Raw genomic sequence first — 17,584 nt, forward strand, 5'->3', positions numbered from 1 at the left:
TCCGTTATATAGGAGATTCGAAGCCTCTCACTCCATAATCCGGTATAAATAAACAACCAGGGAGCAGATGACCGCGCGGCAGTTGTTCCCTGGTTTCTTTGAAGTAATGGACAGAGACGGGTTATTCTATCTCGCGGAAACGGATGGAAGCAGCAGCAGTTCATCGATGATCTGATTCTGACCGATAGGGGTCCAGCTTAAAGCGACCCAATTCGTTATGATTCGAATCCGGCCGCTGCGGAACGCCTGCATGCCGCACCAGGAAGGGCTCTCCTGCAATTGCGAGAACACTTCTTCATCGTATTGCGATGGATAATGCTTAAATATAAATAAGTGGTCCGTCTCGAACGGGGACAGGTTGGCCAAAGGGAAATCCTTGACCTGCTCTTTGATCGGCACGCCGCTTCCCGGCTTCAGTCCCAGCTCCTTGTAGAGCAGCTCGTTCACAGGATGGCCCGATGAGCCCTGCACTCTGATTTTGTCGGGATACAGACGCAGGAGGGATATCGTTTCATCGCCGAAGCTGTCGGATAACAGGTGACGGGCGTAGCTTACCTTTTGCTCGAGCTGGGTGAAATTTTGCTGTGCTTCCTTCTCCCGGCCGATCAATTCAGCGATTCTGCGGTGATTTTTGCGCCAATCCATTGTGAATTCGAGCACGACCGTAGGCGCGATTTGCTTCAATTGCTCGTAGAAGGGCATATGCCGGAAATCGGCGAGGATCAGGTCCGGGCGAGCCTGCCGCAAGGCGTTCAGCTGGGTCTGAAGGAGCTGTTGATGCTCAGACTCGCTTTGCTCCGCATATTTGTATCCGTTCATTGCGGCGGCGGCTTCTGCACCTAAGGCAAGCAGGTTATCCTGGTAACGGAAACAAGTTGCTACCGCTACCCTCAGCTGTTTTCGCCGCACATACAGGGTTGGCGTAACACCGGTTTCCCGCTTGAACATACGGCTGAAGTAAAATTCGTTGCCGAAGCCGGCTAGTCCGGCAACCTCCTTAATAGAGCAGTCTTGTCTGAGCAGCTGCTTCGAGTAATCGATCCGGATTCGATTCAGATATTCGACCGGGGACACGCCTTTTTCTTTTTTGAAGCTTCTGGAATAGGAGGTCTGCGTCAATCCCGCGATATGGGACAGCGTATCCAGCTTCACTTTGTCCCGAAAATGCTTGTACATGTACTGGATGCTTTGGTCAATTCCCCTGCTCGCTCCCTCGATGGGGGGCTCCTCGGGGGCAGGGTGCAGGAAGCTGCGGATCAGGCTCTGGAATGTAAGCTGCAGCTGACTCTCATGCACGGATGGCGATCGACTATCGTCATATAACTGCCGGGTTTCTTCGACGATGGATTTGGCTGCCACGAGTTGCAGCCTGCCAGGGGGAAGCAGGGGCGCGTCCTCATCCGTCCGGAATGCGGTCCAGTTTTCTTTGTGCCTGGAGAACGTAACACGATGGAGCAGAAGAAGATAGCATTCTACATCGGCGGATTCCAGAATCGCTTCCAGCTTCATCTTCGGTTTAATATAGAATGCTTCGCCCGTCTCCAGGGGAAACACCTCATGGTCGATGCGGAGCAGGCCTTTGCCCTGAATCACGATACATAAAAGCTCTACCGGGAGCCTAGGGAACTGCAGCACGCTGCTGCGCAGAAATTTGCGTTTATGTATGGAAGAGAGGAGAATCAGTGGATAATTGGAGGTACGACCTGGGGGCATAGCCGGCTTCACCTTCCTGACCAAATGCGAATAACGAACGCCTGAGAATCATTATCAACGTTCGTTATTAGTATAAACCTATATCCGAGGTTTGGGAAGGCAGGTCGGCAGCCCGTTTTTATTTTATTCTTCAATAACGGTCAGCAGTTCCTCGGCAGGCGTACGCAGCTGCACAGGCGGGACGATGTCCGGATAGCCGATGTGGAGAATGCCGACGATTTTCTCCCCGGCCTGTACACCGACGTCATTGCGGAAGCGGGGATCGTAGCCGAAGTGGTTCGTTTTCCACACCACACCGAGGCCCTGCTCCCATGCAGCCAGCTGGAAGTTCTGGATCAGACTGCAGACGGCGGCATAATCCTCATCCCATACCTTCTGGCGGGGATCCTCTTTCATAACTACGATGAGATGCGCCGGCACGGCCTTGTAATACTCCAGTTTCTTCTTGCCGTACTTTTCTTTATCCTCTGCGGAGTAGGTTTGGACCATGGCGTTCGCGAAGGTCGTCCGTCCTTCATCTTGAAACAAGATAAATCTCCACGGCTGTCTGTTCAAATGATTCGGTGCCCATACCGCGACGTTTAACAGCTCTAACAGCAGGCTTCTTGAGACCGGATCGCTTTTGAACGAGCGGATCGTTCTTCTCGCTTGGATCAGCCGGGCTACCGGCCCCTCAAGTTTGGTTTCCACAGATTTCATTACAGGTCGCCTCCTAATTGGAATTTCGTTTGGTATACAGCAAATAGATAAAGAACGGGGCTCCCACCGCAGAAGTGAACACGCCTACCGGGATATCCAGGGGCAGGAACAGCGTCCTGCCGGCAAGGTCCGCCAGCATCACGATAATAGCCCCGAGAAGCACCGAGACGGAGAACACGCTGTCGAAGCTGGAGCCAACAAGCTTGCGGGCCATATGAGGTGCGATGAGTCCGACGAATCCGATACCGCCGGCGACAGCAACGGCAGAGCCGGCGAGAGCCACGCTGATCACGAGCAGCAGGAGCCGATTCCGTTCCACAGCGCTGCCGGCGCTCGTCGCAATATCGTCCCCGAGCTGCCCGATATTGACATGCCGGGCAAGCAGGAGGGACAGCGGAATAAGAGTTACAGTCCAAGGCAGAAGGGTCAATACATTCTCCCAATTGGCGGCGTATACCGAGCCGGTCAGCCATAAATATGCTTGACCCGCATCGTTTTTGGGGCTGAATAGGATCATCATGGAGGTGGCTGCCGTGGTTAACGCCGCCATACCGATGCCGACGAGGATAAGGCGGATCGGGGTTACGCCTTTTTTCCAGGCTATCAGGTACAGAGCCGTGGAGACGACCAACGCTCCAAGCATGGCCGCAGCCGGGAGCCAGCGTATGCTGATATGGCCGGCCATATAGGTCAGAAAGGTGACCGCTGCAGCGGAAGCGCCGCCGGTTACCCCGATCATGTCCGGCGAAGCGAGCGGGTTGCGGACCATGCCCTGCAGAATCGCCCCAGACGCGGCTAACGATGCGCCAACCAGGACGGCCATTAGAATACGCGGCAGCCGAAGCTGCTGGACCACCATGATATGCGGCTCAGCGCCCGTGCCCCCGATCGCGCGGATGACATCCGGCGGAGAGATGTACATATCCCCGAGACCGGTGCAGACGATCGCGATAACGCTACCGAGCAGGAGCAGGATGAGCGAGAGGACTACGGTTTTTTTGTGAATCAGGATCGACCAGCTGCCCTGCGGGGAGCGTAAGGGGATGTACGATTTCATGCTTTGACAATCCCCTTTCGTGCGATGTACATGAAGAACGGGGCGCCGATCACAGCCGTCATCACGCCGACAGGAACCTCTTCGGGAATCATGATGAAGCGGGCGGCCAGATCGGCCAAGATGAGCAGAATTGCACCGAGCACCGCACAATACGGAATCACCCAGCGGAGATCGATGCCGACAATGAACCGGGCAAAATGCGGGATGACGATCCCGATAAAGCCGATCGGGCCGGCTACGGATACCGAGGCCCCGGCAAGGATCACGATAAGGATACCCGTTACGATCTTCAGCAGGAGGGTCCGCTGCCCCAGCCCCTTGGCCGTGTCCTCGCCCATCAGCAGAACGTTCAAGTCCCGGGCGATGATCCAGGCCGCTATCCAGCTCATCACGATATATGGAATGACGGTGCGCAGCATCTCGGGTGAACGGCCTGCTACCGTTCCTGTCAGCCAATACAGCACGGTGCTCAGGCCCTGGCTGTTCAACACAAGGATCGCCTGGGTGAAGGAGGCGAAGAGGGCCGTCATCGCAGCCCCTGCGAGCACCAGCTTCAGCGGGGTGAGTCCGTCGCGTCCCACGGAGCCGAGCACGTAGACAATCACCGCCCCGAAGGCGGCGCCGGCGAAGGCCAGCCACATCAGCGTCTGCATGGAAGACACGGAGAAGGCGATGGCCGCCAGCACCACAAGAAAGCTCGCGCCTGCATTGATCCCAAGCGTTCCGGGCGAAGCGAGCGGATTGCGGGTCAAGGTTTGCATGAGCGCTCCCGCAACGGCAAGACTTGCTCCTACGGTGGCGGCTATCAGCGCTCTAGGGATGCGCGTGGTCCGGATAATGATCTGCTCGTTCACCGTCTCATCGTATTGGAAGGCTGCCTGCCATGCAGCCGGTATGCTGTAATGGGTGGCCCCGAATAGCATACTAGCCGCGATACACAACACCAAAGCGATACAGCCCGCCACAAGTCCTGCAGACTTCCATACATTCGAATTCATTCCTATCCAGTCCTTCGTCCAGTCTGCTTACTTGATTTCGAAATACTTGTACAGGTCCTCCAACAGGGCTTGAGCGGCTAAAGCGCCTGCGCTCAAATTCCAGGTCACGACGTCCACTTTGAAATACTTTCCGTTCTTGACGCCCTTCAAGTTTTTCCATAGCGGATGTGAAGTCCAGTCGTTCTGCGTTTGCGTCTTGCCTGGAGCATCCGCGTTCAGTTGGGTAATATCGAAGATATAGTCGCCGTCGAGCTGCGCCATCTGCTCCTTCGAGGTCAGGTTGATGACCGTCTTGCCTTCCACCTGCTGCGATTTTGGACGGGAGAGGCCCAGTTCCTTAAAGATCGTTCCCGCAAACCCGGTCACATAGATCCGGGAGCTGCCGTCTTCCTCGAACCGCATAATCGAAATCTCGGTTTGGCCCAGCTTGTCGCCTACCTTTTGTTTGAATTCAGCAACGCGCTTGTCCCATTGGGTTAGAATTTGCTCCGCCTCTTTTTCTTTGTACAGCGCCTCAGAGCTGATCTTCAGATTTTCCTTCCAACTGAAAAGATCTTCCGTGATGAGCGTAGGGGCAATGCTGCTCAGCTGCGGATAGATTTTCTCATGACGCGTTTTCGTTCCGATAATCAGGTCCGGCTTCAGGGCAATGATCGCCTCCAGATTGGGCTGTGCTTCGCTGCCCAGATTTTGAACCCCGTCCATTTTATCCCGCAGGAAGGTATACCAAGGTTTTTGGTCCCATGACTCAACGGCGCCGACCGGCTTTACACCCAAGGCGAGCGCGTTGTCGACCATGCCGCTAAACAGCACGACTACCCGCTCGGGCTTTTTCTTGAGTGTAACGGTGCCTAACGCGTGCTTAATCGTTCTCTCCGCCTCTGCGGCAGGCTGCTCCGCTGCGGTCGTGCCGGCAGACGCTGTTGCATCGCTGCCGCTTATTCCTGTACTTGCAGATGTGCCGCATGCGGTGATCACACACACAAGCAGCAGAATCATCATCATTCGTAAAGCTTTCATGGAACGGCTTCCCCCTTAAGGCTGCATCTGGTTGATATTGATAATTATTATCAATTATATGAGCCGCCTTTACCGTTGTACATGTCGGATTATATCCGTTTTACACACCGATTTTGTCATGGTCCTCCTCGTTTGAAAGATGACTCCTGTTCTGGTGGGAGAGTCATCGTTGCGGATGCAGCGGTCAACGCATAGAGCTTCCTCCCACCTCGGGGTAATGCTCCCGGAACAAACGATAGAACAGCTCGGGTACCTGTACGCCTTCCTCCATATCCGCGCCGTCCTCCCTTTCTCTTATAAGACGTATGCCGCACCGGTTTTGCAGCAGGGGCCTGCCCAAGCCGAATCCCGGACTTTCACTAACCGGCCGCCGCGACCCTAACGAGGAAGGGAACCGGAATAACGCTCATTTTTATAGGATTGATGTCGGATTTCTCCGGTTACCTTTCGTTTAACAGGATGATAATCTTGATTTGCCGGCAGTCGTACTGTTTTTGACAACAAAATAACAAAGAAGGGCGGTGCTCATCCCTTTTAGAAAGCGATTGCAGAAAGAGCTTAGTAACCATCATCCATTGTCTTAAGGAGGAATAAATACAGTGATTCATTGGTTGAGAAAGGGTTCCGGAATGATTCGTCTTATGTTGATAGCTTCGCTTTTGGTATCGTTAGGTTCCAATGCCGGAGTTCATGCCGCGGATGCGGATGAAGGGAAACGTTTCGTGAAAGCCGCTTCCGCCATCCCGGCGGCGGAGAGCATTAAGCTTGAGGCCGAGAACGGCTTGTTGAAAGATAGTGTCTCGATCGGCACAGAAGGAACAGGTTACTCCGGCCAAGGTTATGCTTCGTTCAAGAGCGATGGATCAGTGACCCTAACTTACAACGCAGGAGCTCCGGGATTGTACGATATTTCAATCGGTTATAGCGCACCCTTCGGAGACAAGAAGACGCACTTGGTCGTCAACGGTGCGACTTCCGAAGTTTCATTCGCAGCAACGAGTAATTTCGTTGAGGTTTCAGGCGGGAAAACGATGCTCCAAGCAGGGGTTAATACGATCGTAATTGAACCGAACTGGGGATATTATTACATCGATTACATCAAGTTAACGGCAGCAGCTGCGCCAGACGATCACAATGTCACGGGTTCGCTGAATAACCCGAATGCGACGGCTGAAACGAAAGCATTAATGAGCTACCTCGTGAGTCAGTATGGCCACAAAATCATTTCCGGTCAGCAGGAGCTCTCGAGCATCGAATGGATTCACGATCAAACCGGGAAATATCCCGCTATCTTCTCGACGGATCTCATGGATTATTCCCCTTCGCGTGTGGAATACGGCGCCACCTCGAATGAAATTGAGAAGATGATCTCCTGGTACCAGGACCGCGGCGGCATCGTGGCGCTGTGCTGGCACTGGAACGCACCGAAAGGACTCTACAACGAGCCGGGTAAAGAATGGTGGAAGGGGTTCTACACCGAGTTCACGACCTTCGATGTCAAGTACGCGCTGGACCATCCGGAATCGGAGGACTATCAGCTCCTGATCCGGGATATCGACGCGATCGCATTCCAATTAAAGCGCTTACAGGATGCGGGGGTGCCGGTTCTGTGGAGGCCGCTACATGAAGCGGAGGGAGGCTGGTTCTGGTGGGGCGCCAAAGGCCCCGAACCCACGCAGCAGCTATGGCGTCTCATGTACGACCGCCTGACAAACGAGCACGGCTTGAACAATCTCATCTGGGTATGGAACTCCGAGAAAGCGGATTGGTATCCAGGCGATGATGTCGTGGACATAGCCAGCATCGATATATACAATCCTGCGGGAGATTATAATCCGATCAGTGCCAAGTATGACAGCCTGGTCTCCTTGGTTAAGGACAAGAAGCTCGTCGCGCTCGCGGAGAACGGTCCGATTCCGGATCCGGACCTGCTGCAAGCCTACGGAGCGGACTGGAGCTTCTTCAATACATGGACGGGGAGCATAATTAATGACGGCATCGTGAATACGGCCGCTCATCTGAACAAGGTTTACAACCATGATTACGTGATTACGCTGGACGAACTGCCGGCCGATTTATACAAACTCCCCCCCTCAGCGACGGTAGCCTACAGTGAGACCGAGCCAACGAACCAGGACGTCGTTGCGACGATGAAGCCGGACAAGTCCGTTACGATTACCAATAATGGAGGCGCTGCCAGCTATACGTTTGTTGAGAACGGCAGCTTCACCTTCGAATTTGTAGATGCGGATGGCTTGACCGGAGCTGTGACCGCAGTGGTAGAGAATATCGACAAGGCGGCCCCGACCCTGACGCTTCAGCCCAGTCAGACGGTGCTCTGGGTACCGAACCACAAGCTCGAAACCATTGATATTAAGTGGGATGCGGAGGATTCCGGCTCCGGCCTAAAGAGCGTAAAGCTGGTCTCCGTCAAGAGTAATGAACCGGATAACGGGCTTGGCGACGGTGACATGGCGGGGGACATCCAAGGCGCCGACATCGGTACCGATGACACCTCGATTCAGCTTCGTGCGGAGAGGTCCGGTAAAGGAAAGGGCCGGGTCTATACCATCACGTATGAGGCGGTCGATCATGCGGGCAATGCGGGCCGGGCGTCTGCCACCGTTACCGTTCCCAAGGGACCTCCCCCATTCTGAGGCGGGTGCGATATTCCTTGGGAGATACGCCCATGTTTTTTCTGAACATTTTGGAGAATAGCAGCGGATCCTCGTAGCCAACGGAGCGGGCAATATCACCAATAGAAAGCTCCCTCTGGTTCATAAGCTCACACGCTTTCTGAATCCGGTACTGTACAAGATAAGACTGAATGCTGGAGTGGATGTGCTCCTTAAACAAGGAGCACAGATAACTCCGGTTTAAGCCAACAAAATCGGCCACATCGGCAACGGAGAACCGGTTGGCATAATTCATTTCGATAAAATCAAGCACCTTGGTAACATAGAACTGCTTCCGGTCGTTTCCAGCGTTCTCCGTGTCCGTGGTGGCGTTATCTTGGACGATAAGGGACAGCATGAGATAGAGCAGCCCGGTCAATTTGAGATCACGCCCCAGGATGGTTCGCTTCGATTCCATGATGGCCGAGACACAGGCATGCCACTCTTCGTTCCTATCGAAGGTAAAGATGGGAGCATCCGAATGAAGGCCGGCCTGCTTCAAGAAAGTCTCCGCCTGCAGCCCGGAAAAACCGATCCAGCAGTATTCCCAGGGATGGAGGGAATCGGCCTGATAAAAGGTGATGGAGTGGGGACAGATTAGAAAGCCCTGCCCCTGCGAGAGCCGGTAGGTTTGGCGTCCGGTTTCAAAAATCCCGGTTCCGCTCAATACGAAGTGGATCAAGTAGTGGTCCCTCACGGCGGGACCGAAATAGTGGCCGGGCACGCACTGCTCCATGCCGTATTGATTCAGATGCAGATCTCTGATCTGTGTATGTTTAGGCAGGTATTCGATCATGGAACCCCTCGAGGAAACGTTAAATTTCTAGCATTATACCATATACACAACGTATGCTGCCATTTACCTTGCTGCTTCTGTGGCGCTAAGATAAATGGAGCATTTGAGAAAAACGGAGGTTACAAACGTGCCAATCCTAGTTGACGAACAAACGCGGACATTCCACCTTAAGGCGAAAGACACCAGCTATATCCTGCAAATTGTAAACGGGTACCCTGTGCATGTCTATTGGGGCCAATCGCTGCGTGAGGACAGCAATCTCTCGAACTTGAGCGTATATACGCATACCAATCTGGACCGGTACGCACAGGAGTATCCGCAGTATGGGAGCGGAGACTTTCGAAGCCCGGCCTATCAAGTCCAGCTGCCCGACGGCAGCAGAATCACAGAACTCGTCTATCAGAACTACCGGGTGTATGCAGGCAAACCGGAGTTAAAGGGTCTTCCCTCCGTATACGTAGAATCGGATGAGGAGGCGCAGACGCTCGAGTTAATTCTAAGCGATGTCTATTCCGGCCTGAGGGTGCTGCTCCGTTATACGGTGTTTGCCGGATTTAATGCCATTACGCGTTCGGCTGTGCTGATCAACGGCGGACGGGATGCCATACGGCTTCTTCGGGCGCTGAGTACCAGCGTCGATATGGAGAAGTCCGATTATGAGCTGCTCTATCTCGCAGGAGCCTGGACGCGGGAAACACAAGTCGAACGACGGCCGCTTGGACCGGGAAGCTTCAAGCTCGAGAGCAGACGGGGCATGAGCAGCCATCAGCTCAATCCGTTCCTTGCTCTGGTGTCTCCGGGCGCGGACGAGGATCAAGGAGAGGTGTATGGGTTCAGTTTGGTATACAGCGGGAACTTTACGGCGGATGCCGAAGTGGATTCCATGGGAAGTGTCCGCGTCTCGATGGGCATTAATCCCTTTGAATTCGCTTGGCACTTGGAACCCGGTTCAGCGTTTCAGACACCGGAGGCCGTTATGGTCTATTCGGCCGATGGGCTTGGAGCCATGTCCCGAACGTATCACAAGCTGTACCGCACCCGGCTGTGCAGGGGCGTCCACCGGGACCTGGAACGTCCTATTTTGGTGAACAACTGGGAAGCGACCTATTTTGACTTTACGGCGGACAAGCTGGAGGCAATCGCCAAATCGGGGGCGGAGCTTGGGATCGAGCTGTTTGTGCTGGATGACGGGTGGTTCGGCAAGCGGAACGACGACACGACGTCACTGGGCGACTGGGTGGAGGACCGCAGCAAGCTGCCCGATGGCTTAGACGAGCTGGCTAAGCGAATCCACTGTCAGGGGCTGCAGTTTGGACTTTGGGTGGAACCCGAGATGGTCTCGCCGGACAGCGACCTGTATCGCACACATCCGGACTGGTGCCTGCATGTGGAGGGGCGGCGAAGAACGCTGGCCCGTACCCAGCTGGTACTGGACCTCTCCCGCCTGGAGGTTCGCGACTATCTCTTCGACGCGCTGTCACGGATCTTCTCCTCCGTGCCGGTTGCCTATATTAAATGGGATATGAACCGGGGACTTTCGGAGATCGGGTCCGCGGCAGCGCCGCCGGAGCGCCAAATGGAAACAGCCCACCGCTATGTCCTTGGCCTGTATGAGCTGCTGGAACGGCTGACCTCCGCTTATCCGCACATTCTGTTCGAAAGCTGTGCGAGCGGCGGCGGCCGGTTTGACCCGGGGATGCTGTATTACATGCCCCAAACCTGGACCAGCGATAATACGGATGCGGTCGAGCGGCTCAAGATCCAGTATGGGACGAGCTTGGTTTATCCCATCAGCACCATCGGCGCCCATGTTTCCGCCGTACCGAATCATCAGGTGGGCCGTATGACTCCTCTGACGACCCGCGGGGATGTTGCCATGTCAGGCAACTTTGGATACGAGCTCGACCTTACCAAGTTTACGGAAGAGGAGAAAGAACTTGTTACCGCGCAGGTCACCCGATATAAACGCTTCCGGCCTCTCGTGCAGCAGGGGGAATTTTACCGGTTGAAGAGTCCGTTTGCCGGCAATGAAACCGCGTGGATGTTCGTGTCCGAGGATCAAACGGAAGCGCTGGTCTGCTTCTTCCGGGTGCTCGCGGAGCCGAATCGGCCGCAAAGGCTGCTGCGGCTCAAGGGGCTGAATGCCGGTTATGATTATGTTCTGGAAGAGAGCGGCGAGGCTTACGGCGGAGACCGCTTAATGCACAGGGGGTTGACTCTTCCTCCGCTGCAGGGAGACTTTACGAGCAGGATTTTTTATCTAAAAGCATACATCAACCAGTAAGGATATGAACGTTCCAAACGAAGGAGTGGGTTACCATTACAGAACGGTTTTTTTGTAAAGGGATGACGTGGGGCTGGAATGCCACTCGGGGCAGCTATCGGACACCGGAGGCGGTAGACTCCATCCGTAAGCTGAAAGAAACGGGGAGTGAGTGGATGGCGCTGTCCTTTTGGACATGGCAGGAATCCGTTCATTCCACGGAGATCGTGTTTGATTACGGCTATACGATGACGGACCGGGATATCCAATTCGCGGTAGCCGAGGCCAAGGCAGCGGGACTGAAGGTATGCCTCAAGCCGGTCGTCAATTCCCGGGACGGGATCTGGCGGGCGCATATCGGATTTCCGGAGGAAGAGAGCCAGTCCCAGCGATATTGGGACCGTTGGTTCCAATCCTACACGCATTTTCTCGTACACTATGCCGAGCTTGCGGAAGAGCTTGGATGTGAGATGTTCTGCGTCGGCTGCGAAATGATCAAAACGGAATCTCAGACCGAACGTTGGACCAAGGTCATATCCCGTGTGCGGGAAGTGTATTCCGGACCCTTAATCTATAATGCGAACCATGGGAAGGAAGAGGGGGTCGCCTGGTTCGATCAGGTGGATCTCATTGGAACGAGTGCCTACTACCCTGTCGGAAGTGTACCTGGGGATATGGAAGAAAACATGATCACGAAGTGGCTTGGGGTCCGTGACAACCTGGAAAAACTGCATAAGAAATTCAACAAGCCGATCGTGTTTATGGAGATTGGCTGCCGCAGTGCTCTGGGCTGCGCGACCATGCCCTGGGATTTCTCACATACGGATCTTCCCTTCAGTGAAGAAGAACAGGCGAATTTTTACAGCTCCGTCATGAAAGTATTTTGGGACCAGTCGTGGTTCGGCGGTTATTTCTGGTGGGATTGGAGTGTGAAGTTGTATCCTCTTTCGGAAGCGAAGCTGGACCGGGGGTTTGATATTTACGGGAAGCGTGCCGAGTCTGTCTTAAAGCAATGGTATCACAACAAGTAATATTGCGATGCAGCAACAGCCTAAAGCCATGAGCCTTAGGCTTTATTTACATTTTAAGAATTGATACCTCGCCAAGGCTCGATTCCGCTGGTACAGCAAGCCGTCTACGAAATAACGGAAGTACAGTGCGTCATTTCCGCTTTTCGACGGTTCCTGCCAGAAATAAAGGAACTCAGATGCGCTATTGTAGGGATAGGCGCGGTTTCCAGGCCTGTTTTCCCATCATAAGGCATCTGAGTTCCGCTATATTCCAGGAAATGGTGGGAAATACCGCCATAAGATACCTCACTTCCGTTATTTTTATAAGGGGTGTTTCGACGCCCTGCCGAACGATCGGTTACGGGCGGAGGAGGCTGCCCCCCACACCTTCCGGCTCGAACGGCAGGTCGCGGATCGCGGCACTTGAAGCTAATAGCTTTTCAGCTCCGCCTGCAGCTGAAACCATCCGTCCGGCAGGCGTGCCCCACGCACCTCAGTCTTCATATGGACGGCGGTGAGATAGGTTCCTGCCAGATCAGGCGAAGAACAGCCGGCCCGCCGCCTCCCAGCGGCCGGTAGAGCCGCTGCAAAGGAGCAGAGCGCAGATGAGAGAGGGAATGGGAATGGGGTGGAAAGTTTACGGGCCGCCTTTGAAGTCGTGTCCTTTCCACTAAAAAATTCAAATGGGACACGACTTCAACAGCGGTTGGAACTCCATATCCATTCCACCCCGTGCACCAAGGTATGGACTAGCACGCATCCGTCCTAAAGGACTCCGACAGGCGTTTAGCTTGCTTAACGCCAAAGCCGCTACATTATTCCATTAAATTGTTTCGAACGTTCCTGTATACTAGTGGACACTAGAAGCTGTAATCACACGCTTGTTATAGAAAGGCGAACAAAGAGAGGCGATGCCGGTGTACCGCTGGATGACGGAGATCATCAACAACATTGAAATCCGGAAGAAATTAGCCATGAGCTATCTGCTTGTCGTGTTCCTCCCCGTGCTGACGGTTGGCGTGCTGCTTACCCATTCCCTGAAAGAGCAATCGGTTGAGCATGCCGTCGAGCAATCCCTGAATAACGCGGAGAAGATCAAGAAGCAGGTGGAAGAGACGTTAAAGCTTGCATTGAATGTCTCGTTTAACTTCTACTTTGACAACCAGTTGATTGCGATGACGGAAAAGCGGTATACCCATGGGTTGGAAGTGTACCAGGCCTACAGTGAATATCATGAATTCACCAAATACATGGAGCTCTATAAGGAAATCAGCGGGATCCGCTTCTATACGGAGAATCAGACGCTGCTCGAGAACTGGTCGTTCTTTATCCTGAACGAAGAAGTGCGGTCCGCTTTATGGTACCGGCAGGTAATGAAGAACAGGGGAAGGGTCGTATGGACGCCGGTTCCGGACCCGACCAAGGCCAATGAGAAGCAGTTCTCCCTCGTACGCCAAATTTTCCGGAATAACATGAAGTTCAGCGGAATTCTGGTCATTGCGATGAATTCGCAAAAACTAAACTCCATCATCTCTCAAGAGCCCTATGAGACGCTGATCCTGACGGATGAGGATGAAGTGGTTGCGGCCAAGGACGCTTCACTGCTCGGCAAGGTCTTCCAAGGGCGGTCCCTGGCGGCGGCGGGAGACGGCAGAACGGTTGTACAAGATACGCTTTACGAAGGACAGCCGGCGAAAATGATCATTCAGCCGATCTCCTTGGAGAACAGCGATAACTCCCTGCGCGTCGTAAGTATTGTTCCTCTGGATACGATCCTGCTCGAAGCCAATCAGGTCAGCGCCATTGCCTATGCCATCATGGCATGCAGTCTGGTGCTCGCTGTTCTTCTCATCCTTTATTTCTCGGGAGCGCTCAGCAGCCGGATCGGCACCTTGATCAAGGATATACGCGAAGTGGCGTCAGGCGATTTCACTCTTCGGTCCGTGATCCGGGGCAAAGACGAAATCGGGCAGCTGTCCCGGCATTTTAATTATATGGTCAAAAGCATCGAAAACCTGGTGCTTCAAGTCAATGAGGCTGTGCGGCAGCGGCATGAACTGGAGCTCCGGGAGAAGGAAATGAAGTTCAGGATGCTCGCCAATCAAGTCAACCCGCACTTCTTGTTTAATGTGTTGGAAACGGTCCGTATGAAAGCCCACGTTCAGGGCGAAGAGGAGATTGCGGATATTGTGAAATCGCTTGGCCGCCTGCTCCGCCATAATCTGGAGATCGGCCAGGAGGAAATTTCGCTCGCCAGCGAGATGGACATTGTAAGGATGTACTTGGAGATCCAGCATTTCCGCTTTGGTGATAAACTCGCGTTTCTGCTGCCGGACAAAGAGGAGGCAGAGGGGATGGTTATCCTGCCGATGGTACTGCAGCCCATTGTCGAGAACGCGATTATACACGGAATCGAAAAAAAGATGGGCCGGGGCGTCGTACAGATCAAGATCATTCGGGAGGGTTCCCTCCTGAACATCGAGGTAAGGGATAATGGCATCGGCATGCGGGCCGAACGCGTGGAAGACATCGTCCGGACGCTGGAGGAGCCGTTCGACGATACCGGCCAGCGGATCGGACTCAGGAATGTTCATCAACGGCTGAGGCTTCATTACGGGGCTCCTTACGGCCTGGAAGTGGCAAGCGAGGAAAACAAGGGAACGGTAATCAGCATCCGTTTGCCCGGTGGAGGGGAAGATCATGTATAAGCTGCTCATTATTGACGACGAGCCGATCATCCGGCAGGGGCTGCGCAGCATCATAGATTGGGAGCGGTATGAGATTCGATTGTGTGGAGAGGCCGACAATGGGATAGACGGACTCCGGCTGTGCCGGGAGCTTGCGCCCGACATCGTGATCATTGATGTGAAGATGCCCGGTTTGGACGGGCTTGAGGTCATAGAAGCCGCCCGGGGAATGGGACTCAGGTGCGATTTTATCGTGCTCAGCGGCTATTCCGAGTTCAGCTATGCACAGAGGGCGACGGAGTTTGGGGTCAGAAGCTACCTGCTGAAGCCGATCGAGCAGGCGGATCTCGTCAAGAGGGTCGAAGTGCTCCATAAGGAGTGGGAGATGAGGAGGAAGGAGCGGGAGCGCTTGGAAGAGAGCAGCCGGCTGCTGATGGAGCGGCAGCTTCACCGGCTCTTTCGGACGGGGGCCGGGTCTGAGCTGTCGGAAGAGGACTACGGCCTGCTGGCCGCCGCGCTGAAGCTTCCCTGGTCTTCCTACCAGGTGCTTCTGATCGACGACGAACGAAGGGAATTGGAGATGAGCGACAGGGAGTGGATCCTCTCGCGCCTGCCGGACAGCCTTTCCTCCAAGCGGGAAGCGATCGCCTTCTCCTACCAGCGGGTTGTCGGTATTCTTGCCCAATCTCTGGAAGGGGAATGGCTGCAGAATCCGGGTTTCTTGGGTGGGGATGAGGAGCTTGGGCTCGAGCTTGTCTACGCTGTTGGACCGCGGGTTCCCAAGCTGGAGCAGATCGCCGAATCTTTTCAGAAGGCGTATGACGAGATCGGACGCAAGTTTTTTGGCGCAAGGTCGGGCCGGTGGATCGTGCCGCGGGACGATGCCTCCTGCTTCGCGCCGGACCCGGCTTCGTTCCGGATCGAACACTGTGCGGATGAAACGGCCAAGGCCATTGCCTCGGGGGATACCGAAGCAATAAGGGATCGGCTCAAGGAGGCCGAATCGGCGATGCTGAGGGGAGAATGGAACGAGCAGCGGGTGAAGGCAAGCTTTGCTGCCATATATAACGAATTGGTTAAGGGCCTGATGAGAGTTGATGAGGGCATCCAAGCGGTATGTCCGCTGCTTCATGAGGTGATTGAAGGGATAGAGAGGCAGCCCACGCTTGGTGCGGTTCGGGAATATATGGAGGACCAGCTGCTCTATTTCGTGGAACGCTGGAGCAAGGAGCGCAAACCTGCGAATTTTATGAACATCCTTCATTACATTTCCGAGCACTATTCATCGGATCTGAAGCTGGAGACGCTGGCTGAGCGGTTTCATTATAACCGCAGCTATCTGGGCAAACTGTTCAAATCCCAAACCGGCGAACCCTTCAACACCTACCTTCACCGCGTACGGATCGAGAAAGCAAAGCAGAAGCTGGCCGCCGGCGCGAAGGTCTATGAAACCGCAGACGCCGTAGGCTATGCTTCTGTGGACTATTTTCATCTCAAATTCAAAGAGTATACGGGCGAGACGCCTTCCGCTTATGCCGACAAGTGGAGATACAAATCCGACTGAGCGGGAAGGTCACATTATTACATGAAGGATGTCGGATCACGAGGGTATTGTAACCGTTCTTTTTCCCGTATAGTGAAGGCTGTAAGGGGATTCATTAATCGGGGAGGAACACATTTGGATGGAAACCGCAAACTCATTACAGCCTGCAAGAGCAGCCCTTTCGAAGAAGAAATCAAAGCTTCAAATCCTGTTCGAACAACGTTATCTGTTTCTGATGTCTCTGCCTTTTGTCGCCTGGCTGCTGGTATTTAATTACCTTCCCCTATGGGGCTGGACCATGGCCTTCCAAAAATTCAAGCCGGGCCGTTCGTTCAGCGAGCAAGAGTGGGTGGGATTGGATAACTTCGTCATGCTGTTTCAAGACCCCATGTTCTACCTCGTGCTGCGCAACACACTGGCGATGAGCTTCATGGGCTTGATCGCCGGATACACCGTACCGATCCTGTTCGCCATTCTGCTGAACGAGCTCCGCTGGATGCTGTTCAAACGGGTGATGCAAACCGTATCCTATCTGCCGCACTTCGTATCCTGGGTCGTCGCCGCCGGCATCATTACGAAGATGCTGTCTTCGGACGGGGGCATTGTGAATGAGGTTCTTGTGGGATTGGGTATTATCGACCAGCCCATCCAGTTTATGTCGCAGGGCAAATGGTTCTGGGCTATCGTCACCCTATCGGACTTGTGGAAGGAAATGGGCTGGAACTCGATCATCTTCCTGGCCGCTATCGCCGGGATCGATCCGGAGCTGTACGAAGCGGCGAAGGTCGACGGCGCCGGCCGCTTCCGGCGCATGTGGCATATCACGATACCCGGGATCCGTTCGACGCTTATGGTCATGCTGATTCTGTCCATCGGTTGGCTGACCTCCATCGGATTCGAGAAGCAGTTCCTTCTTGGCAACGCATTGGTACAGGATTATGCCCAGGTGCTGGACCTCTATGTTCTGAACTACGGCATTAATCTGGGCCGGTATTCGTACGGCACCGCCATCGGGATTTTTAATTCCTTCGTCGCCATCACGCTGCTGCTCATCTCGAACCGGATATTCAAGCGGTGGACGAACGAAAGCGTCATCTAGTTCCCGGGCATCCGGGCAAAACAA

At 54.2% G+C, this 17,584-nt stretch carries 12 protein-coding genes; 6 read left to right on the forward strand and 6 right to left on the reverse strand.

Annotated features, from left to right (window positions below; translation table 11 throughout):
* Window positions 1-126: 126 nt before the first annotated feature.
* From ACP26L_RS10680 to ACP26L_RS10700, 5 genes are all read right to left on the reverse strand, one after another.
* Complete coding sequence (locus ACP26L_RS10680) at window positions 127-1,593, reverse strand: helix-turn-helix domain-containing protein (protein ID WP_426452505.1); 1,467 nt, start codon at window positions 1,591-1,593, stop codon at window positions 127-129.
* Window positions 1,594-1,836: 243 nt separating this feature from the next.
* A complete protein-coding gene (locus ACP26L_RS10685; RefSeq protein ID WP_426452506.1) occupies window positions 1,837-2,412 on the reverse strand; it encodes a nitroreductase family protein in 576 nt (191 codons plus the stop codon).
* Between the two features lie 13 nt (window positions 2,413-2,425).
* The gene (locus ACP26L_RS10690) at window positions 2,426-3,469 is read right to left on the reverse strand and encodes a FecCD family ABC transporter permease (RefSeq protein ID WP_426452507.1); all 1,044 of its coding nucleotides are present in this window, start codon (window positions 3,467-3,469) and stop codon (window positions 2,426-2,428) included.
* Complete coding sequence (locus ACP26L_RS10695) at window positions 3,466-4,467, reverse strand: FecCD family ABC transporter permease (protein WP_426452508.1); 1,002 nt, start codon at window positions 4,465-4,467, stop codon at window positions 3,466-3,468. Before ACP26L_RS10695 ends, ACP26L_RS10690 begins: the two co-directional genes overlap by 4 nt.
* A 27-nt stretch (window positions 4,468-4,494) precedes the next feature.
* A complete protein-coding gene (locus ACP26L_RS10700) occupies window positions 4,495-5,487 on the reverse strand; it encodes an ABC transporter substrate-binding protein (protein ID WP_426452509.1) in 993 nt (330 codons plus the stop codon).
* A gap of 641 nt (window positions 5,488-6,128) precedes the next feature.
* Here ACP26L_RS10700 and ACP26L_RS10705 point away from each other — a divergent pair.
* Window positions 6,129-8,144 (forward strand): glycosyl hydrolase, encoded by a 2,016-nt coding sequence (locus tag ACP26L_RS10705; RefSeq protein ID WP_426452510.1) that lies wholly within the window; start codon window positions 6,129-6,131, stop codon window positions 8,142-8,144.
* Here ACP26L_RS10705 and ACP26L_RS10710 read toward each other — a convergent pair.
* On the reverse strand, window positions 8,113-8,958 hold the full coding sequence (locus ACP26L_RS10710; protein ID WP_426452511.1) for an AraC family transcriptional regulator: 846 nt from the start codon (window positions 8,956-8,958) through the stop codon (window positions 8,113-8,115). The genes ACP26L_RS10705 and ACP26L_RS10710 overlap by 32 nt on opposite strands.
* 127 nt (window positions 8,959-9,085) lie before the next feature.
* Here ACP26L_RS10710 and ACP26L_RS10715 point away from each other — a divergent pair, with 127 nt between their 5' ends.
* The 5 genes from ACP26L_RS10715 (at window position 9,086) to ACP26L_RS10735 (ending at window position 17,560) form a co-directional block, all read left to right on the forward strand.
* Complete coding sequence (locus tag ACP26L_RS10715) at window positions 9,086-11,242, forward strand: alpha-galactosidase (protein WP_426452512.1); 2,157 nt, start codon at window positions 9,086-9,088, stop codon at window positions 11,240-11,242.
* Window positions 11,243-11,304: 62 nt separating this feature from the next.
* Window positions 11,305-12,252, forward strand: coding sequence for a glycoside hydrolase family 113 (locus ACP26L_RS10720; RefSeq protein WP_426452513.1), 948 nt, complete (start codon window positions 11,305-11,307; stop codon window positions 12,250-12,252).
* A 908-nt stretch (window positions 12,253-13,160) separates the two neighbouring features.
* Window positions 13,161-14,939: a sensor histidine kinase gene (locus ACP26L_RS10725; RefSeq protein ID WP_426452514.1), complete on the forward strand. Its 1,779-nt coding sequence runs from the start codon at window positions 13,161-13,163 to the stop codon at window positions 14,937-14,939.
* A complete protein-coding gene (locus tag ACP26L_RS10730) occupies window positions 14,932-16,482 on the forward strand; it encodes a response regulator transcription factor (protein ID WP_426452515.1) in 1,551 nt (516 codons plus the stop codon). Before ACP26L_RS10725 ends, ACP26L_RS10730 begins: the two co-directional genes overlap by 8 nt.
* A gap of 118 nt (window positions 16,483-16,600) precedes the next feature.
* Complete coding sequence (locus ACP26L_RS10735; protein WP_426452516.1) at window positions 16,601-17,560, forward strand: ABC transporter permease; 960 nt, start codon at window positions 16,601-16,603, stop codon at window positions 17,558-17,560.
* Window positions 17,561-17,584 lie beyond the last annotated feature (24 nt).

Origin of the sequence: Paenibacillus sp. S-38 (assembly GCF_049942825.1) — a bacterium.
In the GTDB taxonomy this organism is placed as follows: domain Bacteria; phylum Bacillota; class Bacilli; order Paenibacillales; family NBRC-103111; genus Paenibacillus_G.